The sequence below is a fragment of the Synechococcus sp. GFB01 genome (genome assembly GCF_001039265.1).
In the GTDB taxonomy this organism is placed as follows: Bacteria; Cyanobacteriota; Cyanobacteriia; order PCC-6307; family Cyanobiaceae; genus NIES-981.
Genome location: NZ_LFEK01000011.1, coordinates 1 through 22391 on the forward strand (window position 1 = coordinate 1; position 22391 = coordinate 22391).

At 69.2% G+C, this 22391-nt stretch carries 29 protein-coding genes and 3 pseudogenes; 16 read left to right on the plus strand and 16 right to left on the minus strand.

Annotation, left to right across the window (positions count from 1 at the left end; genetic code table 11):
- From SYNGFB01_RS02040 to SYNGFB01_RS02055, 4 genes and pseudogenes are all read right to left on the minus strand, one after another.
- Positions 1-331, minus strand: a pseudogene (locus SYNGFB01_RS02040) (Y-family DNA polymerase); the annotation flags it as partial.
- 33 nt (positions 332-364) lie between these two features.
- A complete protein-coding gene (locus SYNGFB01_RS02045; RefSeq protein WP_048016757.1) occupies positions 365-787 on the minus strand; it encodes a LexA family transcriptional regulator in 423 nt (140 codons plus the stop codon).
- A gap of 100 nt (positions 788-887) precedes the next feature.
- Positions 888-1142 carry a hypothetical protein gene (locus tag SYNGFB01_RS02050; protein WP_048016725.1) on the minus strand — a complete coding sequence of 85 codons (255 nt, stop codon included), beginning with the start codon at positions 1140-1142 and terminating at the stop codon, positions 888-890.
- Entirely contained in the window at positions 1115-2581 is a 1467-nt protein-coding gene (locus SYNGFB01_RS02055) for a glycosyltransferase family 39 protein (RefSeq protein WP_161795829.1), read from the minus strand. Before SYNGFB01_RS02055 ends, SYNGFB01_RS02050 begins: the two co-directional genes overlap by 28 nt.
- 293 nt (positions 2582-2874) lie before the next feature.
- Between SYNGFB01_RS02055 and SYNGFB01_RS13980 the strand changes: the two genes are divergently transcribed.
- From SYNGFB01_RS13980 to SYNGFB01_RS02075, 5 genes are read left to right on the plus strand one after another with little or no spacing between them, the layout of a single operon-like run.
- Positions 2875-3204 carry an MliC family protein gene (locus tag SYNGFB01_RS13980; RefSeq protein ID WP_152669468.1) on the plus strand — a complete coding sequence of 110 codons (330 nt, stop codon included), beginning with the start codon at positions 2875-2877 and terminating at the stop codon, positions 3202-3204.
- Positions 3205-3223: 19 nt separating this feature from the next.
- Positions 3224-3700: a hypothetical protein gene (locus tag SYNGFB01_RS02065; protein WP_235299862.1), complete on the plus strand. Its 477-nt coding sequence runs from the start codon at positions 3224-3226 to the stop codon at positions 3698-3700.
- A complete protein-coding gene (locus SYNGFB01_RS15125) occupies positions 3664-3900 on the plus strand; it encodes a hypothetical protein (RefSeq protein ID WP_235299863.1) in 237 nt (78 codons plus the stop codon). Before SYNGFB01_RS02065 ends, SYNGFB01_RS15125 begins: the two co-directional genes overlap by 37 nt.
- On the plus strand, positions 3897-5816 hold the full coding sequence (locus SYNGFB01_RS02070) for a fumarate reductase/succinate dehydrogenase flavoprotein subunit (RefSeq protein ID WP_048016728.1): 1920 nt from the start codon (positions 3897-3899) through the stop codon (positions 5814-5816). The genes SYNGFB01_RS15125 and SYNGFB01_RS02070 overlap by 4 nt, the downstream gene beginning before the upstream one ends.
- Positions 5813-6553, plus strand: a complete 741-nt coding sequence (locus tag SYNGFB01_RS02075) for a succinate dehydrogenase/fumarate reductase iron-sulfur subunit (RefSeq protein ID WP_048016729.1) — start codon at positions 5813-5815, stop codon at positions 6551-6553. Before SYNGFB01_RS02070 ends, SYNGFB01_RS02075 begins: the two co-directional genes overlap by 4 nt.
- Here SYNGFB01_RS02075 and SYNGFB01_RS02080 read toward each other — a convergent pair.
- The 5 genes from SYNGFB01_RS02080 to SYNGFB01_RS02100 all read right to left on the minus strand — a co-directional run bounded on the left by SYNGFB01_RS02080 (position 6522) and on the right by SYNGFB01_RS02100 (position 9369).
- Entirely contained in the window at positions 6522-6902 is a 381-nt protein-coding gene (locus SYNGFB01_RS02080; RefSeq protein ID WP_048016730.1) for a hypothetical protein, read from the minus strand. The genes SYNGFB01_RS02075 and SYNGFB01_RS02080 overlap by 32 nt on opposite strands.
- A 141-nt stretch (positions 6903-7043) precedes the next feature.
- Entirely contained in the window at positions 7044-8045 is a 1002-nt protein-coding gene (gene gap / locus SYNGFB01_RS02085) for a type I glyceraldehyde-3-phosphate dehydrogenase (protein WP_048016731.1), read from the minus strand.
- Between the two features lie 42 nt (positions 8046-8087).
- On the minus strand, positions 8088-8435 hold the full coding sequence (locus tag SYNGFB01_RS02090; protein WP_048016732.1) for a hypothetical protein: 348 nt from the start codon (positions 8433-8435) through the stop codon (positions 8088-8090).
- Positions 8432-8746 (minus strand): hypothetical protein, encoded by a 315-nt coding sequence (locus SYNGFB01_RS02095; protein WP_369795456.1) that lies wholly within the window; start codon positions 8744-8746, stop codon positions 8432-8434. The genes SYNGFB01_RS02090 and SYNGFB01_RS02095 overlap by 4 nt, the downstream gene beginning before the upstream one ends.
- 98 nt (positions 8747-8844) lie before the next feature.
- The gene (locus SYNGFB01_RS02100) at positions 8845-9369 is read right to left on the minus strand and encodes a pentapeptide repeat-containing protein (RefSeq protein WP_048016733.1); all 525 of its coding nucleotides are present in this window, start codon (positions 9367-9369) and stop codon (positions 8845-8847) included.
- 67 nt (positions 9370-9436) lie between these two features.
- Between SYNGFB01_RS02100 and SYNGFB01_RS02105 the strand changes: the two genes are divergently transcribed.
- On the plus strand, positions 9437-9730 hold the full coding sequence (locus tag SYNGFB01_RS02105; RefSeq protein ID WP_369795457.1) for a YraN family protein: 294 nt from the start codon (positions 9437-9439) through the stop codon (positions 9728-9730).
- A gap of 44 nt (positions 9731-9774) precedes the next feature.
- Here SYNGFB01_RS02105 and SYNGFB01_RS02110 read toward each other — a convergent pair whose 3' ends face one another.
- Positions 9775-10062, minus strand: coding sequence for a hypothetical protein (locus SYNGFB01_RS02110; RefSeq protein WP_048016734.1), 288 nt, complete (start codon positions 10060-10062; stop codon positions 9775-9777).
- 128 nt (positions 10063-10190) lie between these two features.
- On the opposite strand from SYNGFB01_RS02110, the gene rsmA reads away from it, so the two are divergent.
- The 3 genes from rsmA (at position 10191) to SYNGFB01_RS02125 (ending at position 12303) form a co-directional block, all read left to right on the plus strand.
- Positions 10191-11048 carry a 16S rRNA (adenine(1518)-N(6)/adenine(1519)-N(6))-dimethyltransferase RsmA gene (gene rsmA / locus SYNGFB01_RS02115; protein WP_048016735.1) on the plus strand — a complete coding sequence of 286 codons (858 nt, stop codon included), beginning with the start codon at positions 10191-10193 and terminating at the stop codon, positions 11046-11048.
- Entirely contained in the window at positions 11045-11980 is a 936-nt protein-coding gene (ispE, locus tag SYNGFB01_RS02120; protein ID WP_048016736.1) for a 4-(cytidine 5'-diphospho)-2-C-methyl-D-erythritol kinase, read from the plus strand. The genes rsmA and ispE overlap by 4 nt, the downstream gene beginning before the upstream one ends.
- Positions 11977-12303, plus strand: coding sequence for a DUF3082 domain-containing protein (locus SYNGFB01_RS02125; RefSeq protein ID WP_048016737.1), 327 nt, complete (start codon positions 11977-11979; stop codon positions 12301-12303). The genes ispE and SYNGFB01_RS02125 overlap by 4 nt, the downstream gene beginning before the upstream one ends.
- Positions 12304-12311: 8 nt before the next feature.
- On the opposite strand, the gene SYNGFB01_RS02130 is transcribed toward SYNGFB01_RS02125, so the two are convergent.
- Complete coding sequence (locus SYNGFB01_RS02130; protein WP_152669469.1) at positions 12312-12929, minus strand: hypothetical protein; 618 nt, start codon at positions 12927-12929, stop codon at positions 12312-12314.
- A 257-nt stretch (positions 12930-13186) separates the two neighbouring features.
- Here SYNGFB01_RS02130 and SYNGFB01_RS02135 point away from each other — a divergent pair, with 257 nt between their 5' ends.
- The 4 genes and pseudogenes from SYNGFB01_RS02135 to SYNGFB01_RS14760 all read left to right on the plus strand — a co-directional run bounded on the left by SYNGFB01_RS02135 (position 13187) and on the right by SYNGFB01_RS14760 (position 16794).
- On the plus strand, positions 13187-14170 hold the full coding sequence (locus tag SYNGFB01_RS02135) for a pyruvate dehydrogenase complex E1 component subunit beta (protein WP_048016759.1): 984 nt from the start codon (positions 13187-13189) through the stop codon (positions 14168-14170).
- A gap of 18 nt (positions 14171-14188) precedes the next feature.
- Positions 14189-15608 (plus strand): annotated as a pseudogene (gene secD, locus SYNGFB01_RS02140) (protein translocase subunit SecD).
- Positions 15608-16570: a protein translocase subunit SecF gene (gene secF, locus SYNGFB01_RS02145; protein ID WP_048016738.1), complete on the plus strand. Its 963-nt coding sequence runs from the start codon at positions 15608-15610 to the stop codon at positions 16568-16570. Before secD ends, secF begins: the two are co-directional and overlap by 1 nt.
- Entirely contained in the window at positions 16567-16794 is a 228-nt protein-coding gene (locus tag SYNGFB01_RS14760; RefSeq protein WP_048016739.1) for a hypothetical protein, read from the plus strand. The genes secF and SYNGFB01_RS14760 overlap by 4 nt, the downstream gene beginning before the upstream one ends.
- A 45-nt stretch (positions 16795-16839) precedes the next feature.
- On the opposite strand, the gene SYNGFB01_RS02155 is transcribed toward SYNGFB01_RS14760, so the two are convergent.
- The 4 genes and pseudogenes from SYNGFB01_RS02155 to mnmH all read right to left on the minus strand — a co-directional run bounded on the left by SYNGFB01_RS02155 (position 16840) and on the right by mnmH (position 20400).
- Positions 16840-17844 carry an AI-2E family transporter gene (locus SYNGFB01_RS02155; RefSeq protein ID WP_048016740.1) on the minus strand — a complete coding sequence of 335 codons (1005 nt, stop codon included), beginning with the start codon at positions 17842-17844 and terminating at the stop codon, positions 16840-16842.
- Between the two features lie 15 nt (positions 17845-17859).
- A pseudogene (locus SYNGFB01_RS02160) lies at positions 17860-18943 on the minus strand (AI-2E family transporter).
- A gap of 3 nt (positions 18944-18946) precedes the next feature.
- On the minus strand, positions 18947-19321 hold the full coding sequence (psb28, locus tag SYNGFB01_RS02165) for a photosystem II reaction center protein Psb28 (protein ID WP_048016741.1): 375 nt from the start codon (positions 19319-19321) through the stop codon (positions 18947-18949).
- Positions 19322-19344: 23 nt separating this feature from the next.
- Positions 19345-20400 carry a tRNA 2-selenouridine(34) synthase MnmH gene (mnmH, locus tag SYNGFB01_RS02170; RefSeq protein WP_048016742.1) on the minus strand — a complete coding sequence of 352 codons (1056 nt, stop codon included), beginning with the start codon at positions 20398-20400 and terminating at the stop codon, positions 19345-19347.
- 65 nt (positions 20401-20465) lie between these two features.
- On the opposite strand from mnmH, the gene SYNGFB01_RS02175 reads away from it, so the two are divergent.
- On the plus strand, positions 20466-21188 hold the full coding sequence (locus tag SYNGFB01_RS02175; RefSeq protein WP_048016743.1) for a GUN4 domain-containing protein: 723 nt from the start codon (positions 20466-20468) through the stop codon (positions 21186-21188).
- A 65-nt stretch (positions 21189-21253) separates the two neighbouring features.
- On the plus strand, positions 21254-21712 hold the full coding sequence (locus SYNGFB01_RS02180; protein ID WP_048016744.1) for an ATP-binding protein: 459 nt from the start codon (positions 21254-21256) through the stop codon (positions 21710-21712).
- On the opposite strand, the gene SYNGFB01_RS02185 is transcribed toward SYNGFB01_RS02180, so the two are convergent.
- Positions 21654-22013: a DUF6439 family protein gene (locus SYNGFB01_RS02185; RefSeq protein WP_235299864.1), complete on the minus strand. Its 360-nt coding sequence runs from the start codon at positions 22011-22013 to the stop codon at positions 21654-21656. The genes SYNGFB01_RS02180 and SYNGFB01_RS02185 overlap by 59 nt on opposite strands.
- 78 nt (positions 22014-22091) lie before the next feature.
- On the opposite strand from SYNGFB01_RS02185, the gene SYNGFB01_RS02190 reads away from it, so the two are divergent.
- A complete protein-coding gene (locus tag SYNGFB01_RS02190) occupies positions 22092-22343 on the plus strand; it encodes a hypothetical protein (protein WP_235299865.1) in 252 nt (83 codons plus the stop codon).
- The last annotated feature ends 48 nt before the right edge of the window (positions 22344-22391 follow it).

Below are 22391 nucleotides of genomic sequence, written 5' to 3' on the forward strand. Positions count from 1 at the left end.
CGAGCGCTTCCACCCACTCCTCCAACACGCTCATCAGCCGCTGGCTCATGTCGGCGTAGAGGGCGTAGTTGGAGCTGCGCACGATCACCCCGAGGCGCTCGAGCTGGCGCTGCACCTGGAACCAGGGCTGGCCCATGCGGATGCCCAGGGCGCGCGCCTCGGCGCTGCGCGACACGATGCAGCCGTCGTTGTTGGAGAGCACCACCAGCGGCCGGCCGATCACGGCCGGATCCACCACCGCTTCGCAAGAGGCGTAGAAGTTGTTGCCGTCGATCAGCACGGTGGCCTGGCGGCCGTTGGCCGGGGCGTGGAGGGCAGACCCGTTGGGCATGGCGGCTCCGGGGAGAGGCGGCTCGGAGGCTGTTCAGAGGCTGTGGATGGCGTGGATCGCCACGCCCCAGATGCGGGCGTCGTCGCTGGCGGCCAGGTCCAGCGGCGGGTAGTCGGGATGGGCCGCTTCCAGCCGCCAGCGGCCCCGGTGGCGGGTCAGGTACTTGAGCGTGAAGGCCCCCTCGAGGACGGCCACCACCACCCGGCCGGCGCGGGGCTCGATCGCCCGGTCCACCACCAGCAGATCGCCGTCGAGGATGCCGGCGCCGCGCATCGAATCGCCGCTCACCCGCAGGAAGAAGGTGCTGCTGGGGTGGCGGATCAGCACGTCGTTGAGATCGATGCGGCTTTCCACGTAGTCGTCGGCCGGGCTGGGGAAGCCGGCCGCCACGCTGGCGCCGGCCAGGGGGAGGGTCCGCTCCGGCCGCTGGGGCCGCAGGCCGGCCAGCAGGCTCAGTGTCGCTGCCCGGCCCGGCTCAGGTCCGGATGGCTTACGCAGCTCGGGTGCTCCCGGCACGACGGTCGACAGGCATCACAGCTCCGATAGTACGCCTGTTCTATGTGCCCGCGGGTTGCAGGCGGGCCAGGGTGAGGCGGGCTTGCGGGTCCTGCTCCAGGACCACCAGCGAGCTGGATCCGCAGCTCGCGGCGGCCCGACTCACGCTGCTGCTCGGCCCGAGCAGCAGCCCATGGCCGCCGCATACCGCGGCTGAAGGCATCTCGCTGCTCCGTGAGAAGGCCTTGCCCCGGTGCAGGATCTCGACGCGGCCGTGGGTATGGATCCTCAGGGAATACCAGCTCTTGCCCACCACCTGGATCGGTTCATCCCCGCGCGCCTCCCGCAGGCCCGATCGGCCAGTGCCAGCCGAGGCTCCTGAACCGTGACGCGGTAGGCCTGCATCACAGGCGGGGCGAGCAGCAGCAGGCCGATGACGCAGGCGGCCAGGAGCGCTCCCAGGCCAAGCCGTGGCCGGCGTCCCCGCCAGGCGGCCCAGCCGCCGCAGACCCCCAGCAGCGCCAGTCCCGCCACCGTGGCGGGTGATCCCAGCAGGGCGCGCAGGGCCAGGCTGAAGGCCGCTGCATTGCGGCTGGTGGGGATCAGCAGGGAGGGCATCCAGCCCAGCAGGAGGGCCGCCGCCAGCAACAGCGCCGCGATGATGCCGAGCAGGATTCGGCTGAGCCGATCGGAGGCCGGTTGGGGCTGCTGTGACGGCCAGAAGAAGTGGGCGGCGGCGATGGCGGTGGGAGGCAGGCTGGAGAGGATGTAGTGGGGCAGCTTGGTGGAGGCCAGACTCAGCAGCCCCACGGTCACGGCGATCCAGATCGTGCACAGCACCAACAGGGGTTCGCTCCGGAGCCGGCGCCGCCAGTGGCGGGGATCGAGGGCATCGCCCTGGATCAGGGCGGCGAGGGCGGGGAGACTCCAGGGGGCCGTGAGGGCTGGATAGGCGAGCAGGTAGTAGAACCAGGGGCCGGCATGGTCATCGAGTTCGCTGGTGAAGCGGCTCAGGTGGCTGCGGCCCAGGTAGTTGGCAAGGAAGGCGTTGCCCTGGTCGTGCCATGCCGCCAGGTGCCAGGGGAGGGCAACCAGCACCAGGCCCAGCAGCAGCGCCGCGGCGAAGCGCCAGGTGAACGGCCGGCGGGCAGCCGGGCCGGCGACGGTCAGAAACACCGAGGCCGTGGCGAACGGCAGCGCCAGGCTGAGCAGCCCTTTGGCCAGCACGCCCACGCCCAGCGCGATTCCGGTCAGCCAGCCGGCGAGTGCCTGCTGCCGCGGCGACTGGCCGCCGTGCCGGCTGAGCAGAAAGACGATCGTCAGAGCCGTGGTGATGCTGGCGGTGAGGTAGATGTCATGCAGGGCGATCCGTGAGAAGCCGGCATAGGCGGGCATCAGACCGAGGATCGCCGCGGCACTCACGGCACGGCTCAGCCCCCGCAGGCTGGCACCGTCGCTGCGGCCGAATCGGCAGAGCAGCAGGGTGGCGCCGAGGCCGATGCAGCCGGCTGTGGCCGCGCCAAGGCGCGGCAGCCAGGGGGCCTGGGGCGCGAGGCGGAGCAGCAGGGCACCGATCCAGTAGGGCAGGGGAGGTTTGTCGAAATAGGGCAGTCCGTCGGTGGCAGGGGTGACCCAGTCACCGCTCACGGCCATCGAACGGGCGATCTCCAGCTGGAGCGCTTCTGTCTTGTCGAGCGGCGCCAGAAGGTCGATGCCGTTGAAGAAGCAGAGCCAGCAGAGGAATGCGATCAGCACGAAGACCCCAGCCGCCACGACGGAGCGGTGGGGCAACAACGGTTCCCGGCGGGGGACCCGTTGTTCGACAGCACCATTGGATCGGCTCATGTGGATCGGCTCATGTCGGTCGGAACGCTCTCCCTCGGGTTGGGCGACCGAGAGCGGCTGGACATCAGCGCAACGCTACGGGGCCTCGCGGCGCAGGCTCGTGGCCTCAGGCCTTGCAGGCGGGGGCACAGCGATGCCCATCGACGCTGGTGGACCGGCCGGGCCTGGCGGCTGCAGACTGGCTGTCACTTGAGGCGGCACCGATGCGGACTGCGGTGGGGGCGGATCCCTGGGCGCTCGGGCTGGCCCTGGTGGCCCTGGCCGGCGCTGCCCGGGCCGAGCCGGGGATCCGGGCCGAGTACCGCTGCGGCGAAGGCCCCGACGCCGAGCGCGTGACGGTCTTCTTTTTCAATCAGACCCCCAGCGCCGCCGTGCTGCTGACGGGCCGGCAAGCCACGCGCCTGGCGATCACGCACACCGCCAGTGGTGCTCGCTACGGCGATGCTGAGCAGAGCTTCTGGGTCAAGGGGGACAGGGCCCTCTGGGAGCGCGGCCAGGCGCCGGCCCTCAGATGCGAACAGGTCGCTTCCTGAGCCGGCGCCGCTTGTGACGATGCCGCCGCAGTCAGCACCCGGCCTCGCCGGCCTCCCCGGCCGCGACCTGCTGCGCCGGGGGTCGGCGCTGAGCGGATTGCTGCTGGTGCTCTTTCTGGTGCTGCATCTGGCCGGGGTGGCGCTGGCGCCGCTGGCCCCAGCCCGGTTCGAGGCCTTGGCCGCAGCCCTGCACCGGAGCGTCTGGCTGCCTGCCGCCGAGCTGGGCCTGCTGGCGGTTGCCCTCGCCCACCTGGGCCTGAGCCTGGTCCGCTGGCTGGCCAACCGGCGCGCCGGCAACAGCGCTGTGCTGCGCAGCCGCCGCAGCGGGCCACTGGCCCCGCTGGCGGCACTGGCGGCCCGCAGCCAGGCGCTCGGCGGACTCGTGCTGCTGCTGTTTCTGGTCGTGCACCTCGACCAGCTGCGCTGGTCGAGGCCCTGCAGGGTGCCGAGCTGGCGGCTGTGCGGGCGGTTCTGGCCAGTCCCTGGAGCCTGCTGATCTATCTGGGGGCGGCGCTGGCGCTGGCCCTGCACCTCTTCCACGGCGGCGAGGCCGCCCACCGCAGCCTGGGGCTGCTGGAGCCGGCCAACGGCGGCCGCATCCGCCTTGGCGCAAGGCTGCTGGCGCTGCTGCTGGGCGGCGGCTTCGCGCTGGTCGCGCTGGCGCTCGCCCCCACGGCCCCGGGCGGATTCCCATGAGCGCTCTGCCCGATCCCAGGCTGCCGGCCGGTCCGATCGCCGATGCCTGGCGCCGCACCCGCGAGGATCTGCCGCTGATCAGCCCGCTGCGCAAGCGGCAGCTGCACCTGCTGGTGGTGGGCACCGGTCTGGCCGGAGCCTCGGCGGCGGCCACCCTGGCGGAGCAGGGCTACCGCGTCACGGTGCTCACCTATCACGACAGCCCGCGGCGGGCCCATTCGGTGGCGGCCCAGGGGGGAATCAACGCCGCCAAGAATTACGCCGGCGACGGCGACAGCGTCGGCCGTCTGTTCGCCGACACCCTGCGAGGCGGCGACTTCCGCGCCCGGGAGGCCGGCTGCATGCGCCTGGCGGAACTCAGCAGCGCGATCATCGATCAGTGCGTGGCCCAGGGGGTGCCGTTCGCCCGCGAGTACGGCGGCACCCTGGCCAGCCGCAGCTTCGGCGGAGCGCTGGTCAGCCGCACGTTCTACGCCCGCGGCCAGACCGGCCAGCAGCTGCTCTACGGCGCCACCCAGGCGCTGCTGCGCCAGGTGGCCGCCGGCCGGATCACCCTGCTGCCCCGTCGTGACGTGCTCGATCTGGTCACCGTGGATGGGGTGGCCCGCGGCGTGGTCTGTCGCGATCTGATCAGCGGTTCGCTGGAGGTGCACACCGCCCAGGCGGTGCTGCTGGCCACGGGCGGCTACAGCAACGTCTACTTCCTCTCGACCAATGCGCTCCGATCCAATGCCAGCGCGATCTGGCGCGCGCACCGGCAGGGGGCCCTCTTCGCCAACCCCTGCTTCACCCAGATCCACCCCACCTGCATCCCCAGCGGCGACCCTGGCCAGAGCAAGCTCACGCTGATGAGCGAGAGCCTGCGCAACGACGGGCGTGTGTGGGTGCCGGCGATCCCCGGCGACCTGCGGCCGCCGGATCGGATCCCCGAGGGCGAGCGCGATTACTTCCTGGAGCGCCTCTATCCCCGCTACGGCAATATGGCGCCCCGCGATCTGGCCTCCCGCCGCGCGCGAGAGCTCTGCAACGCCGGCCACGGGGTCGGCCCCGGCGGCCGCTCGGTGTATCTCGATCTGCGCGACGCCCTCGCCGAGCAGGGGCGCGGGCCGATCGCGCAGCGCTACGGCAACCTGCTGGAGATGTATGAGCGGATCACCGGTGACGATCCCTACGCGGTGCCGCTGCGCATCTACCCGGCTCCTCATTACACGATGGGCGGTCTCTGGGTCGACTATCAGCTGATGAGCTCGATCCCGGGGCTGTTCGTTCTGGGCGAGGCCAACTTCTCCGATCACGGCGCCAACCGGCTCGGCGCCAGCGCCCTGATGCAGGGCCTTGCCGATGGCACCTTCATCGCGCCGGCCAGCGTGACGGCCTGGCTGGCGGGCCACCCCACGCCGGAGCTGGGCGCCGATCACCCGGCCTGCCGCGAGGCGCTGCAGCGGGCCCGGGGCCGCATCGAGGGGCTGCTGGCGGTCGCGGGGTCGCGGCCGGTGGATGGCTTCCACCGCCAGCTGGGGGCGCTGATGATCCATCGCTGCGGCATCAGCCGCGATGCCGCCGGGCTGCGGGCGGGCCTGGAGGAGGTGGCGGCGCTGGAGCAGCGCTTCCTGGCGGAGGTGCGGGTGCCGGGCGGTGCGGCCGGTCCGAACCCTGAGCTGGAGAAGGCGCTCCGTGTGACGGATTTCTTCGGTCTGGCTCAGCTGATGCTGCGCGATGCCCTGGCCCGCGAGGAGAGCTGCGGCGCTCACTTCCGAGAGGAGCACCAGACCGAGGCGGGAGAGGCGCGACGCGACGACGACCGCTTCGCGCACATCGCGGCCTGGGAGCACAGGGGCGACGGCGCCGACCCGATCCGTCATGCCGAACCCCTGCGCTTCACCGTTCTGCAGCCCAGCGCCCGCAGCTACCGATGAGTCGCACCGTGTCGCTGACGCTGCGGATCTGGCGCCAGGAGGCCCCCGGCCAGCCCGGCGCCTTCGAGACCTACCGGCTGGAGCAGGTCTGCACCGACCTGTCGTTGCTGGAGGCGCTGGATCAGCTCAACGAACGGCTGATCATCGCCGGTGAGCGGCCGGTGCACTTCGACCACGACTGTCGTGAGGGCATCTGCGGCAGCTGCGGCTTCCTGGTGAACGGGCAGGCCCATGGGCCCAGGGCGGCCACCAGCGTTTGTCAGCTCTACCTGCGCCAGTTCAGCGACGGCGCCACGCTCACACTGGAGCCCTGGCGCGCCAGGGCCTTCCCGCTGATCCAGGACCTGGTGGTGGATCGCTCCGCCCTCGACCGGGTGATCGCCGCAGGCGGCTACTGCTCCGTGAACGCCGGTCAGGCCCCCGAGGCCAACGCCATCCTGGTGGGTCAGGAGCAGGCGGCTGCGGCCTTCGCGACGGCCACCTGCATCGGCTGCGGCGCCTGTGTGGCCAGTTGTCGCAACGCCTCCGCCAGCCTGTTCGTGGCCGCCAAGCTGGCCCACCTCGCCCAGCTCCCGCAGGGCCAGCCGGAACGGCGCCGCCGCGCCCGCGCCCTCGAGACCCAGATGGCGGCCGAGGGTTTCGGCAGCTGCAGCAGCAACCTCGAGTGCGAGGCGGTCTGCCCGAAGCAGATCTCCGCCGACTGGATCAGCTGGATGCAGGGTGAGGCGCGCCGCTGAAACGGCGTACGAACCGGCTCAGGGGCATGGGCCCGCAGCGGCGTTGCCAGCCGATGCCCTCCGGGTAGCGGCGCCAGCAGCTCAGCTCCGCCCCCCAGGGCCTCATCCGGATCAGGTAGCGGTAGCTGGCCTGCTGTCCGACCGGACAGGCATCCGCCGCCCCGAGGCTGGGCAGGGGTTCGAACACGCTGAGCAGCTCCTCGAGGCCGTGCGGTGGCCTGGAGGTGCTCTGCAGAGCCGCTCCCAGAAGGCTGGCGATGCTCTGGGGGAAGCCGTCATCCGGCAGCCACCAATGATGCTGGGTCGACGAGTGCACGTGCAGCAGGGAGATCAGGGCAGGGCTGGCCATGGTCGACGCGCAGGGCGTCCTTGCGGAGGGCGTCCTTCCAGTGCCCCGGCCGTCTCGTGCCCCGGATCTCCCGGCCGCCCCGCCATGCCCAGGCAGGGGCCGCCTCCACAGGCCGTGGGTTCGCTTTGCTGAAGCCGACGTCTACCCGACGGTTGCCATATGGCGCATCAGGTCGATGCACTTGCAGCTGTAACCCCATTCGTTGTCGTACCAGGCCACCAGCTTCACGAACGTGTCGCTCAGGGCGATGCCGGCCTTGGCATCGAACACCGAGGTGCAGCTCTCGCCGAGGAAATCGGTGCTCACAACATCGTCCTCGGTGTAGCCGAGGATGCCGGCCATCGCTCCTTCGCTGGCGGCTTTCATGGCCGCCTTGATCTGCTCATAGCTGGCTGGTCGCTCGAGGTTCACGGTGAGGTCCACCACCGAGACGTCCGGTGTGGGCACGCGGAAGGCCATGCCGGTGAGCCTGCCGTTGAGCTCGGGGATCACCTTGCCCACGGCCCTGGCGGCACCGGTGGAGCTGGGGATGATGTTCTGGCCGGCACCGCGGCCGCCTCGCCAGTCCTTGGCGGAGGGGCTGTCGACCGTCTTCTGTGTGGCGGTGACCGCGTGCACCGTCGTCATCAGCCCGGTGACGATGCCGAAGTTGTCGTGCACCACCTTGGCGATCGGTGCCAGGCAGTTGGTGGTGCAGCTGGCATTCGACACGATGTCCTGGCCGGCGTAGCTGGCGTGGTTCACACCCATCACGAACATCGGCGTGGCGTCCTTCGACGGCGCGCTCATCACCACCCGCTTCGCGCCGGCCTGGATGTGGGCACGGGCCTTGTCATCGCTCAGGAAGAGGCCGGTGCTCTCCAGCACATACTCGGCCCCCACATCGCCCCAGCGCAGCTGGCCCGGATCGCGCTCAGCGGTGATGCGGATCGTGCTGCCGTTCACCACCAACTGGCCGCTCTCGACCCGCACATCAGCCTGGAAGCGGCCGTGGGTGGAGTCGTAGCGCAGCATGTAGGCCAGATACTCGGGGTCGATCAGATCGTTGATCGCCACCACTTCCACCTCGGCCATCGCACANGCGCGACGGAACACGAGCCGGCCGATCCGGCCGAAGCCGTTGATGCCGATGCGGAGGGTCATGGGGAAGCAGCTGGAGCACCGCAGGCAGCCTAAGGAGTCGGTTCAACGCGACAGCACAGGCTTCGCGCAGACGCCGCTCCTGCCATCGGCGAAGGCCATGCCGATGCGGGCGTTGCGCCGGTCCTCCTCGCTGTCACCCGCCTGAACGATCGCCTCGAGCAGCGCATCCGCGTAACGGCGGCGCTGCTCGGGGGTGATCACCCCATCCCGCTCCAGGGCGCAGAGCACCCGCATGGCGCCGTTCCCCTTGCCGAACATCAGCATGAACGATTCCTTCTGGGTGAGCTGACCGCTGCTTGTCGCCTCCGCGGCATCAGCCCGCGGCGCGACGCAGACCAGACCCAGCAGGCAGAAGCCGATGGCGGCGCAACGCACGGCTGCCAGGCTCATGCGTCGTCGTCCTCGAGCAGCAGTTGCTGGAACGCCGTGTAGAGATCGAGGCTCTCGGAAGGGGGGCGCTGGCCACGCCCCCCGGCTGGGGACGGTCCCCGACGGCTCCTGGTCCGGGGAGGTGGAGGCTCGCTCACAGCTGCCGCCGGCATGGTGGGCTGGCGGCGCTTCTCGAGCTGCCGCAGGCGGTCGAGCAGATGGGGCGGCACGGTGCCGTCCGGGCTGGCCTGCATGAGCTCCCGGAACAGTTGCTCAGGATCCTCCTCGGTCTCCACGCGATGGCGCAGCGGCTCGGCAGGTGCCGGGCGCACCGGTNGATTNCCGGTGGGGGGAGGGGCTGGGGCAGGCTGCGGCCCAGCTGACGCAGGCGCTCGAGGCTGTGGGGATCGAAGCTCATCGCTCGGCACCCTCAGCTGCAGCCCAGCGTGTCGCGGGTCTCACGACCGGTCACCGGGTTGGTGCCGCTCGCCACGGCGCAGAGAGACTTGAGCGCATCCCCCCGCAGCGGCACGTTGGTGAAATCGGCTCCCTCCACGCGCAGGGCCCCGCTGAACTTGGTGTTGAAGGCGAAGGCGTTCTCGAGCACCGCATTGCGCAGGTCGGTACTGTCGAACACCGCCGAATCCAGGGTCGCTTCGCGCAGGTTCGTGTTGCTGAGATCGGCATCCTGGAGCTTGGCTCCGAACAGGCTCGCCCCCTGCAGGTCGGCGCCGGAGAGATCCGCGTCCCGCAGGTTGGTGAGGTTGAAGGTGGCTCCGCGGAGATCCTGCCCGTGGTAGTCGGCGCCGATCAGCACCTGCTTGGCCACGTCCACGGCAGCGGCTGCCGGCGCAGCCGGCAGGCACCAGATCATTGCGAGCAGCGGCAGCAGCAGAGCGACGCGCCACAGGCGGGCAGCCAGCCGATGGGGATGCGCGGGATGTGCGGAACGCATGGGCCGGATCCGACTGCAGCAACCCTAGGGGGTGTGGGAACGCTGGCGGCAGCGGAGTTCCCCTTCCATGGTTCGCACCGTCCTGCGCCGGCGTGGCGACTGGGCCGAGCAAAGAGCCCTGCGGCTGCTGCGATCCCGCGGTTGGCAGCTGCTCAGCCGCCAGTGGAGCTGCCGCTGGGGTGAACTCGACCTGGTGCTCGGCAAGGACCGCTGCCCTCCGCGGATCCTTGTGGTGGAGGTCAAGGGGCGCCGCCGCGGCGGCCCCGATGCCTGGGGGCGTTCCNGCCTTCAACCGACACAAGCTGCTGCGACTGCAGCGCAGCTGGAGCTGCTGGCTGGCCAGCCATNCCGGCTGGGCTGAGGCGCGGGTTGAACTGGTGCTGGCGCTGGTTCCCCTGCCGCCCGTCAGGGCGCCGGTGCGCTGGATCCGTCCGTGACCCCGGTTGGCGGCTTGGTGCCGGCCGGGGGCATGCTGTAGTCGATCGTGCAGCGGTAGCGGTCATTGCCCCTGCCGACCTCCACGATCTGGCAGCGCTCCCGCCCCACCACGGCACCGCGGGGCAGCTGCTGGCGGGCCCTCTGCAGGGCATTGTCGCGGTCCCAGACTGACTCGGCGGTGACGCTGCCCGCCCGGCTGGGCGCTGCGGCGCTCAGCAACAACAGCAGGCAGCCGAGTGCCACACGGGAGGACATGGCGGTGATCGTGGCTGGCAGGGTGGAGGGGCCGCAGGCCCTGCACTCGGTGTAGCGCTGGCAGGCAGTCTGTGGGAAGCCGTCGCCGGCGGCCCCGCTCCATGCCCCTCATCCCAGCCGCTTCCCCGATGAGTTTCCGCGGCCACCACGCCCGCAAGCGTTTCGGTCAGCACTGGCTGGTGGATGCTGACGTGCTGGATCGGATCGTCGGCGCCGCGGGGCTGGGGCCGTCGGATCGGGTGCTGGAGGTGGGCCCGGGCCGTGGGGCCCTCACCCAGCGGCTGCTGGCATCCCCCGCCGCGGCGGTGGCGGCGGTCGAGCTGGACCGGGATCTGATCAGCGGGCTCCGCCACCGCTTCGGGCAGGATCCACGCTTCTCCCTGCTGGAGGGGGATGCCCTGGCCGTGACCCTGCCCCCCGCCGACAAGGTGGTGGCCAACATCCCCTTCAACATCACAGGCCCGCTCCTGGAGCGCCTGCTGGGACGGCTCGACCGTCCCCTTGATCCGCCCTATCGGCGTCTGGTGCTGCTCGTGCAGCAGGAGGTGGCCGAGCGCATCCGCAGCCGCCCCGGCAGCAGCGCCTACTCGGCCCTGAGCGTGCGCCTGCAGTTGCTGGCCGACTGTCGCAGCGTCTGCAGCGTGCCGCCGCGCTGTTTTCAGCCCCCGCCCAGGGTGATGAGCGAGGTGATCGCCCTAGACCCATGGCCCGCCGAGCGCCGTCTCGGCTCCGATCTGGCCCGGGGTGTGGAGCAGCTGCTGCGGCGCTGCTTCGCGGCCCGTCGCAAGATGGTCGGCAGCACCCTCAGGGGTATCACGGCCCCGGAGGTGCTGGTCCACCTGGCTGCCCAGGCCGGGGTGAGCCTGCAGCAGCGGCCCCAGGAGCTGGCACCCCAGGCCTGGGTGGCGCTGGCGGCCGGCTTGAATCGCCTCAAGGATCCGCCTGTCGCGGCGGCGGACTCCGGCCGTCCTGCCGCATCGCCATGACCGACCTCACCGTCTGGGCCCCGGCCAAGATCAATCTCCATCTGGAGGTGCTCGGCCTTCGGCGCGACGGCTTCCATGAGCTGGCCATGGTGATGCAGAGCATCGACCTGCTCGATGGTCTGGAGTTCGCCCCGGCGGCCGATGCCCGCATCCGGCTCAGCTGTGACCGCCCCGACCTGCCCACCGACGGTTCCAACCTGATCGTGCGGGCGGCTGAGCTGCTCCGCAGCCGCAGCGGCCTGCCGGAACTGGGTGCCCGGATCCATCTGCGCAAGCGCATTCCGGTGGGAGCGGGGCTGGCTGGCGGCTCCAGCGACGGCGCCGCTGNCCTGGTGGGCCTCAATGCCCTCTGGGGGCTCGGCTGTTCCAGCGCCGAGCTGCAGCAGCTGGCCGGCGAGCTTGGCTCCGACATGCCCTTCTGCCTTCACGGGGGCACCCAGCTCTGCTTCGGTCGGGGTGAACGCCTCGAACCGGTGCCCGAGCCGCCGGCAGAGGGTATGGCGGTGCTGCTGCTCAAGCATCCCCAGGCCAGCGTCAGCACCCCGTGGGCCTATGGCCGCTGCCGTGAGCTGCGGGGCGATGGGTATCTCGCCGACGAGAGCGCCTTCGAGCAACGGCGCCAGGTGTTGCGCCGCGCCCCTCTGCTGGCGGCTCTGGCGGCGGTGCAGGAGCTGCCGACGCTGCGCAACGATCTGCAGGGCGTTGTCGAGGCGGAGGAGCTCACCGTGCGACAGGGCCTTCAGTGGCTGCGTGGTCTGGCTGGGCCCCTGGCGGTGGCGATGAGCGGCTCAGGACCCAGTGTCTTCGCCCTGTTCGCCGATCTGGAGACGGCTCTAGCAGCTCAGGAGCAGCTCACGGGAGCCCTCGAGACCGGCGGCTTCGAGAGCTGGTGCTGCCTGCTGCGCCGTCAGGGTGTCAGCCTGGATCGGTGAACGAGCCCACTCCCACCACGGACGCAGACGCCCAGTCCGCTCCCGAACGGCGCAAGGGTCCGCTGAGCTTTCTTTCCGGCGCGCTCACATCCGGGTTGCTGGCCTGGCTCTGCCTGGGCCTCAGCCGCCGTCTGGCAGTCCATTACGCCCATCACCCACCGCACTACAGCTCAGCCATCGCCCAGAACATCGCCACGGCCCTGAAGACCCTGATCGTGGGCATGGCGTTCCTGGCCACCTTCAGCTTCGCCTTCATCGGCCTGGGCCTGCTGCTGGTGTTCCTGCGCAGCCTGGTGCCGGTGAAGCCTGCCGGGAGTGGTTGAGCTGAACCTCAGCGCACCGGCAGCATCAGATGGGCATAGGGGGTTCCAGCCCACATCACGTAGGGCTGGCGCGTGTCCGGTCGCGGCCCGCTGAGGTAGCCCGCCAGGGTTTCCGGGCCGATGCCGACGAGCATCACGTGAGGTCCCGTCTCGATCCAGGCATCCCCAGGCGATGGGCCCTTGGCCCACGGATCGGTGTTGCTGGCGTCGGTGCCCCCGGCCAGCATGTACATGAACCCGGGCTTGTTCTGGTTCGGTGGCTTGTGGCCGATCCACTGGCCAGCCCATTCCATGGCGTTGGCATCGCCGCACATCGGATCGGGTCCCGGGGTGCTGGGGCTGTCCGGCAGGCAGGTGAAGTTGTTGCTGCCCTGGCGCAGCACGGTGCTGTTTCCTGCTGCATCGATCAGCACCACCGCCGCCTTGCTGGAGAGGGCGATCGGTGCAGCGCTCTCGGCACTGCGGATCAGCTCGGCCGTGGATGCTGGCCTCTGCATCGATTGTCCCCCCGCCGCATGGCCACCAGCGGCTTGCGCCGGATGGCCTCCCACCAGCAGGACTGCGCCGAGCAGGGCCAGCTGGCGTGCGACCGACAGATCAGTAACCGTCAGATCAGCGACGGACATCACAAGGCCGTGCAGGGGCTGCGCCCAGCATCGCTGCGGTGCTGATCGGCGGCATCGGCCTTTCTACCCAACTCCCGCGGCGGTCAGGCTTCCATCGACCTAGGCTCTGACGAGGTACGGCGTTGCTGATGACCCTCCACGACCTGGGTCTGCTGGTCACTCTGCTGCTGCCGGGGATGCTCCTCTCGGTGCTCGTTCTCAGCACATTTGCAGCAGGCGGCTGAGATAGGTTGGCCGGCGACGAGGAACGCTCTGCCGTGGCCGAAACGCTGCTGTTCAATGCCCTGCGCGAGGCCATCGACGAAGAGATGGCGCGCGATCCCCACGTCTGCGTGATGGGCGAGGACGTGGGCCACTACGGCGGCTCCTACAAGGTGACCAAGGACCTCTACGACAAATACGGCGAGCTGCGCGTGCTCGATACCCCAATCGCCGAGAACGCCTTTACGGGCATGGCCGTGGGAGCCGCGATGACCGGCCTGCGGCCGATCGTGGAGGGCATGAACATGGGCTTCCTGCTGCTGGCCTTCAACCAGATCTCCAACAACATGGGGATGCTGCGCTACACCAGCGGCGGCAATTACACGATCCCGGCCGTTGTGCGTGGTCCGGGTGGTGTCGGCCGCCAGCTCGGAGCCGAGCACAGCCAGCGGCTGGAGGCCTATTTTCACGCCGTGCCGGGCATCAAGATCGTGGCGGTGAGCACACCCACCAACGCCAAGGGCCTGATGAAGGCTGCCATCCGCGACAACAATCCCGTGCTCTTCTTCGAGCACGTGCTGCTTTACAACCTCTCTGAGGAGATCCCCCAGGGCGACTACATCTGCGCTCTCGACAAGGCCGAGATCGTACGTAAGGGGAAGGATCTGACGATCCTCACCTACTCCCGTATGCGCCATCATTGCATCAAGGCCCTGCAGCTGCTCGAGGCGGAGGGTGTGGATGTGGAACTGATCGACCTGATCAGCCTCAAGCCCTTCGACATGGACACCATCCGGGCTTCGATTCGCAAGACCCACAAGGTGGTGATCGTGGAGGAGTGCATGAAGACCGGTGGCATCGGTGCCGAGCTGATGGCCCTGATCACCGAGCAGTGCTTCGACGATCTGGATGCCAGGCCCGTTCGCCTCTCCTCCCAGGACATTCCCACGCCTTATAACGGCACCTTGGAAAACCTCACGATCATCCAGCCCCACCAGATCATGGAAGCTGCCCTGGCTCTCAAGGCCGGCAGCCTCTGATCCTCAGCGAGATTTCTGATGGCCCGTCAACAGGGATGGTTGGCCCTGATCCTCGCCCTGGCGATCGCCTCGGCCGCGCTGCTGGTCAGCTTTCCGCTCCAGTTAGGGCTCGATCTGCGCGGTGGTAGCCAGCTCACCCTCAAGGTCATGCCGGCCGGCGCGATCAGGACCGTGGAGAAGGAGCAGCTTGAAGCTGTCAAGGAGGTCCTGGAGCGACGCATCAACGGTCTGGGTGTCGCCGAGTCGACCCTGCAGACGGTGGGTGACGACCAGCTGGTACTACAGTTACCCGGCGAGCAGGATCCCAGCCGTGCTGCCAGGGTGCTCGGTACCACAGCGCTTCTTGAATTCCGCGCTCAGAAACCCGGCACCGAGCAGCGCATGCAGGAGTTGCTCAAGCTGCGCCGCGCGGCGCAGGCTCTGGAGGCCCGGCTCAGCACTCCCGCCGCAGAGGCTGATCCCGCCCGCCAGCGCGACCTTCAGAAGGTGAAGACGGATCTCGACCGCCTCAATGTCGACATCCTGTCACTGTTCGAACCGGCCCAGCTCACCGGCAGGGATCTGGTGGCTGCCGGGCGGCAACAGCAGCAGACCGGCACCGCCTGGGATGTGACTCTGAATTTCACGCGAGAGGGTGGTGATCGCTTCGCCGCTCTCACCAAGTCGATCGCCGGCAGCGGCCGGCTCCTNGGGGATCGTGCTTGATGGCCGCTCGATCAGCGAGGCCAGTGTGGGGCCTGAANTTCAGGCGGCCGGGATCACGGGGGGCGCCGCCAGCATCACCGGGAACTTCACAGCCGAAGAGGCCCGTGAACTCGAAGTGCAGCTGCGGGGTGGTTCTCTGCCCCTGCCCGTGAAGATCATCGAGGTGCGCACGGTGGGTCCCACCCTCGGTGCCGAGAACGTGCGCACCAGTCTCGTGGCGGGCCTGGTGGGCCTCAGCCTGGTGGCGATCTTCATGGTCTTGGTCTACCGCCTTGCCGGGGGGGTGGCGGTGGTGGCCCTGTCGCTCTATGCCCTGTTCAACCTCGCCATCTATACCCTGATCCCCGTAACCCTCACCCTGCCCGGGATCGCCGGCTTCATTCTCTCGATCGGCATGGCCGTGGATGCCAACGTGCTGATCTTCGAGCGCATCAAGGAGGAGCTCCGTGCCGGCAACACCCTGATCCGCTCGATCGACACGGGCTTCTCCCTGGCCTTCTCATCGATCCTCGACGGCCATGTCACGGGGCTGATCAGCTGCGCAGCTCTCTTCGCCCTGGGAACGGGTCTGGTCAAGGGCTTCGCCGTCACCCTCGCGATCGGTCTGCTGCTCAGTCTGTTCACGGCGCTCACCTGCACGCGCAGCATCCTGAGGGTGCTGATGAGCTACTCCGCGCTGCGTCAGACCACCTACTTCCTGCCCGCACGCCAGCTTCCACTCAGCGCTTCCTGATGACATCAGCCGTTGCCGTTTCACCCCGTTTCTGCATCAGTCGCCATCGCCGTCTGGCCTGGTGGGGGTCCGGCATCACCTGCCTGCTCAGCCTGATCGGTCTGCTTCTCTGCTGGCTCAGTCCTGCCATCGGCGCCCCGCTCAAGCCGGGCCTTGATTTCACCGGTGGCACCCAGATCCAGCTGGAGCGTCGTTGCCCACAGACCTGTTCAGCCCTGGACGCTGGCGTTATCCGCAGCCGTCTGGCTGGTCTGCGTCTGCCGGTGCAACCTGGTGAGCCTGCTGTGATGCTCGATTCAGCGGGGGTGCAGATCCTCGATCAAGGCCGATCGCTGGTGCTGCGTCTGCCAACCCTGCAGCCGGATCAGGCCACATCGGTGATCAACGGCCTCAAACCGGACCTGGGTGAGCTGGATCCCGCGGGGATCTCGGTCGACACCATCGGCCCGATCCTTGGGGCCCAGCTGCTGCAGGGAAGCCTGATCTCGCTGATCGTGAGCTTCGCGGCCATCGCCGCCTACATCACCTTCCGCTACGACCGTGTCTTTGCTGGCCTCGCCCTGCTGTGCCTGGCCCACGACGTTCTGATCACCTGCGGGGCCTTTGCCTGGCTCGGCTTCCTCGCCNGCGTGGAGGTTGATTCCCTCTTCGCCGTCTCGTTGATCACCGTGGCCGGTTACTCCGTCACCGACACCGTTGTGGTGTTTGACCGGATCCGCGAGCAGAAGGGTCTGCTGCGCGAACTGTCGATGGTGGAGCAGGTTGATGTGGCTGTGGATGCCACCCTCACGCGTTCTCTCTACACCTCCTTCACCACACTCCTGCCGCTGGTGGCCCTGATCTTCTTCGGCGGCAGCACGCTGTTCTGGTTTGCCGTGGCTCTCACGATCGGGATCGCGGTGGGCAGCTGGTCGAGCATCGGCATCGCTCCGACCCTCCTGCCCGTGCTCTCGCGCCGATGAGCCTGGGCACCGGCCGATCATCCCCCCGGTCCCAGAGTCCGGGGCGACTCCGGCCCGCCCCGATTGCCCTGTTGCTGGGATTCCTGGCCCTGCTCGATCTGCGGGAGGAACTGCAACTTCTCGCCCAGCATTTCACCTTCACCGCCCTCTGGTACGCCGTGGTCAGCCACCCGCTGGCCGTGGTTGTTCTGCTGCTGCTGCCGCGTCTCTGGCGGAGGGGCTGAGGGCCGCTGGGGGCCACACCCCGGTTCAGCTCAACGCCGCTCTTCTCAGCCGGCCCGCCAGCGATCCATCACATCCCTCACCAGCACCTGCTCACCAACCACCTGGAGCACCACCACCAGAGGCAGGGCCAGCAGCAATCCCGGCAGCCCCAGCACCGCCCCGAGGCTGAGCTGGGCCATGAGCGCCACCGTGGGCAGGAGATTCACCGTGCGTTTGAGCAGCAGCGGCGTGAGCACGAAGGCCTCCAGGTTCTGCAGCGCCAACCGCAGCACCAGCACCTGAACCAGCTTGGCGGGAGAGATCAGCAGCGCCACCGCCAGCGGCAGCAGGGTGGCGGCCGTGGGCCCGATCGTGGGCACGAAGGTCAGCACACCGCAGACCAGGCCGCTGATCAGGGCGAGGGGCACGTGCAGCAGCGCCAGCCCCAGCCAGGTGAGCAGAAACACCGCCACCGCCGACAAGGTCATGCCAGCCAGCCATCCCCCCAGCGCTTCACGGCACTCCTGCAGCAGCCCCTGCATGCGCGGGCGGTAGAAGTGTGGCGTGGCGGCGATCAGAAGGCGTTGATGGCTGCGGGGATCGAGGGCCATCAACAGGGCCAGCAGCACCATCAGCAGCAGCTGGATCGTGGTGTTGGCGGCTCCGCCCGCCAGGCCGATCACATGGCTGCCCAGCGGCTGCAGCCTGTCCCAGATCTCGATGTTCTGAAGCCGCTGCAGGTTCCCCAGCGCCTGGGAGCGTCCCGCCAGGCTCACCAGCCGATCGATCAGGTCGGGCAGCAGCCGGTTGAGTGTGTTGACCTGCTCGATCACCTCGGGAACCAGCAGCTGGCCCACCTGCCAGCCCAGCAGCAGCAGCGCCAGCACCACCACCAGCAGGGCCGCCGGGCGGTTCAGCGGCAGCAGTCGTCGCAGCAGGGAGGTCGGAACATCGAGGGCTACCCCCAGCACCACGGCGCCGAAGAACACCAGCAGCACCCAGCGCAGCTGCCAGGCCACCAAGGCAAGGGCCACGACCGCCACGGTGATCACGAAGGTGCGGCTGCTCATCGGTTCGCGTCCCGCTCAGCTGCTGGCGCCGATGAAACGGCGCGGTTTCCACGGTTCCAGGATGTCGCGGATCACCACCTCGCGCAGGATCACCTGCAGACAGACCGCCAGAGGCAGCGCCAGCAGCAGGCCCAGCGGCCCGAACAGCACCGTGAACAGGAACTGGGCGCAGAGGGTGAGGCCGGGAAGCAGGCGCAGCTGGTGGTGCATCACCGACGGCGTGATCACATAGCTCTCGAGGTTCTGGACGGCCACATACAGGCCCAGCACAGCGAGGGCCTTCCAGGGCGCGTCCAGCAGGGCCACCGCCATGGGAAACACGGTGCTGAGCGTGGGTCCCACGTTGGGGATCACATTGAGAAGACCGGCCAGCAACGCGTGTGCCGCCACCAGCTTGACCCCCAGCAGGCTGAGGCCGATGGCCGCCAGCAGCCCCACGCACACCGAACTGATCAGCACCCCCCCCATCCAGGCACTGAGGGCCTCGCCGCAGAGCACCAGCACCTGGCGGGCCCTGCGGCGGTAGAACGAGGGAACGAGCAGGATCGCCACCTCCCGGTAGGCCACTGGCTGGGCGGCGATCATCAGGCTCACCGCGAGCACGAACAGCAGCTGCACCAGGCCACTGCCCAGATTGCCGGCCAGTCCCACCAGGCGCAGAGCTCCGGCACCCAGACTGCTGCCCAGGGCGGGGGCTCCCTCTCCGACCCCCGTCAGGCCCAGCTGCGACAGCATCGTAAAGCCGCCATCACTGCGGCCATACAGCATCTGGGACACGCTGGCCATCGACTGGCGCACCAGGCTGAGCAGCAGCCGGGCGGCGGCCGGCAACTTCTGCAGCAGTTCGCCGAACTGTTCCACGAAGGGGGGATCACCGCAGTGGCCACCAGGGCCAGCAGCACCGCCAGGCCGAGCAGGCTGATCAGCAGGGCCAGGCCTCTGGCGCATCCCAGTCGCCGCTGAACCCCCCCACCAGGGTGCAGAGGGCCATGGCCAGCACCACGGCGGCGAACACCTGAACCACCACCATCCGCAGGCTCCACAGGAGCGCCATGGCGGCGATCAGGGCCAGCAGTCCCAGCCACTGGCCGAACCGCAACGATCAGGCCTCGCTCAGGTCGGCGTCGTCCTCGCCGCTCTGGCTGCCGGAGAATCCCAGATCGTGACTGTCGGCATAGCGCTGCGCGAAGCGCATGAACCGCTCGAAGTCGGTCAGGCTCTTCCAGGTGTAGGTGGCCTCGAGAGCGCTGGCCTTGCCATTCACGAAACGGGCCTTGACCTCACGTGTCACCAGCTCGCCTTCCTCATCCACCATGAACATGCCGGTGATGTCGCCCATGGATTCCGGGGCCAGGGCGTCGGGCTCCTCGAACACGAACATCGCCTGTCCGGTCCGTCCGTCCCGCGAGCGGGTGAGCCGGATGTCCGGCACGACGGGCTCATCCACGCCACGGAAGAACTGAATGGCGGCGCCCATGCTGTCGCGGTGAAAGGCCGATCCTAGGCGGCACCGGTCGACACGCCCATCAGGTGCACGGCGGCCTGTTCCGCGCCCATCTCACCGAGTTCGAGGCGTTGCAGCGGCGGCTGACCGCGGCTGTGGAGCTCGTGGTCGTAGCAGCGGTCGTAGTAATCCAGCATCTCCCGGCAGGCGCTGGCCCAGTCGCCCGCGTCGATGGCGGCCAGGGCCGCCGTAGTGCGCTGGGGGCCCAGCCGCCGTGCGATCCGCTCGGTGGCCTGGCGCAGGTTGTCCTTCCCCTGCGGGCCGTAGACCGCCACCAGCTGGCTCACCCGCACCGCGACGGGGCGGTCGATCTCGACCACCGCGGCCTCCCGCATCTGCCGCCAGAAGGCTGCGGGGATGCGGCACCGGCCGACCTGGGCACTCTCGGCCTCCACCCAGATCGGCGTCCTGCCCCGCAGCCGGCGCAGGCGATCGGCCAGTCGGTTCTCGAACTGCTCCGTGCTGGGCTGGGCTGGCAGACCCAGCCCTCCGAAGCTGCTGCCCCGATGCTGGGCCAGCCCTTCCAGATCCACCACCGCGGCCCCTCGACGCTCCAGGGCCAGCAGCAGATCGGTCTTTCCCGTGCCGGTGCGGCCACCCAGCACGATCAGAGGCCAGGGTCGCTCCATCTGCTCGAGCACCCAGCGCCGATAGGCCTTGTAGCCACCGCCCAGCAGCCACACCCGCAGCTGCTGCAGCCCCGCCAGCCAGGCCACGCTCGTGGATCGGAGACCGCCACGCCAGCAATGGACCCGCAGCTGCCCGGCTGCATCGGCCAGCCCGCTCAGCTCGAGCGCCATCGCCGCCAGGCGCGGTCCCACCATCTCCAGACCAAGCTGCACGGCCCGCCGGCGGCCCTCCTGCCTGAACGCGGTTCCCACCGCCGCGCGCTCCGCGTCGCTGAACAGCGGCAGGTTCACGGCACCGGGCAGATGGCCCCGCTCGAACTCCGCGGGGCTGCGCACATCCACGATCGATCCGCGACCGTTCAGAAAGTCCTCGACCCCGACCACAAGCTCCGCCCCGGGCTGGGTCGTTCCAGCGTCGTCCATCGCCTTCGGCTGCGCTCAGCTGACATAGTGGGCCCACGTGGGCTCACGATCAGGCACGGCCGTTCATGCTCTCCGGATCACGGGTCACCGCCAGCGTCAGTCCTGAGGAGCTGTTGCAGCGCTTCCAGAGCGCCACCCCGCGCCAGCGGCGCAGCCTGCTGGCCCAGCTCGATCAGCGAGCCGAGGCTGTGCGGCCTCTGATTCCCGATCACATCGCCGCTCTCGATGCCACCGGTGACGACTGGGCCGCCGGCTGGCTGATCCAGCTGCTGCTGGCCGGAGGAGCTGCCGAACGTGACAGCTTCTTCCGCCGCTACCCCCAGGGCTGGCTGGCCACCAGCTCCGCCCAGGGCATGGATTACACCCCCCTGCAGCGACAGCTCGCCCTGCAGAACTTCGAGCAGGCTGATCGACTCACCAGTGCCCTGCTGCGCGAGCTTGCCGGGCCCGGGGCCGTACGGCGCGGCTACGTCTACTTCAGTGAGGTGCCGGCCATCGCCGGCACCGATCTCGAGAGCCTTGACCGGCTCTGGGTCTGCTACTCGCGCGGGCGTTTCGGATTCTCCGTGCAGGGTCGACTGCTGCAGGCCTGCGCTGGTCGCTGGGACCAGCTCTGGCCCAGGCTGCACTGGAAGACCAACGGCATCTGGACCCGTTATCCAGGCGGCTTCCAGTGGACGATCGACGCTCCTGAGGGGCACATGCCCCTGATCAACCAGCTGCGTGGTGTGCGCCTGATGGATGCGCTGCTGGGCCACCCTGCCTTGCAACAGCGCATCAAAGCCTGACCGTTCCGGAAGCCATGCTTCCGGTGACGGCGTAGGTTCAAAACGGACCCTGCGGTTCCGGCCCGATGGCCCTGCGCTGGTCAGACTTCATCACGCCGTCCACCCTGCAGCTGTCTCCCCTGGTGGAGCTGCTGCTGGAGCCCATCTCCTGTCTGCAGTTGCAGTCCCAGCTGCAGCTCGGACTGCAGGAGGCCCTCGTCAATGCCGTGCGCCACGGCAATGGCTGTGATCCGGGCAAGTGTCTACGCGTCCGGCGGATCGAAACCCCACGCTGGGTGATCTGGCAGGTGCAGGACGAGGGACCCGGCCTTCCCCCCCACGCCCGTGCCGGCCACCTGCCGGAGCAGCTGGATGCCACGGGCGGTCGCGGGCTGTTCCTGATCCACCACTGCTTCGACGACGTGCGCTGGAGCCAGAGGGGCAATCGTCTGCAGCTGGCGATCCGCCGCCGTCCAGCCCCCCTGATCAGCCGTGTTGCGCCCTCCCCCCCGTTCCACCGTGGCGTGGGCAGCCGGGGTCGCTGATCTCCGCCTTCAGCCAGCCGAGGGCGTGTTCCACCAGCGCGATCGCCTTGAGGCGGGCCTCTCCGGCGGGAGCCTGATCGGGCTGATCACGGCTGAGCAGCACCACGAGGGCGGCGGCCAGTTGCTCGGCCGCGCGGCGCGGGCGCTGGCGCTTGAGCGCATGCCAGTGGCGATCGTCGATCGTCAGCCGGCGTTGCAGGTCTGCAGCCAGCCCGGCAGATCCGGGCGGCCAGGCGTCCTCGTTCGCCTCGTTCCGGCTGCTGTCGGTGTGTTGCAGGGACTGTTGCAGGGAATGGTTCACGCTTGCGGGCCTGGACGGGCATCGTTGGCACAGGTCATCCTGTCGGTTGGACAGCCCCCGTTGCCGGCCATGGCCTCCATGCGTTCGCCTCGCCTGCGACCGGTGCACCTGCTGCACCGGCTTGACGGTCTGCTTACCCAGGCGGTCGATCCCAGCCGTTGCAGCGGCGTTCAGCAGCGGCGGCTGCGCCAGCGTCTCGCCCTCACCCAGCGTCTGCTCGATCCTCTGCCGCCGGTGCTGGCCCAGCCGCTGCGAGCCGATGTGCTGTTCTGGCGCGCTCTGCGCTGGGGTGGCTTCGGNCTCGTGCTGGCGCTCTGGCTGCGTCCGTAGACCTCAGTTCCGTAAGACCTGTGAAGCTCCGGATGGTTCGGTAGCAAC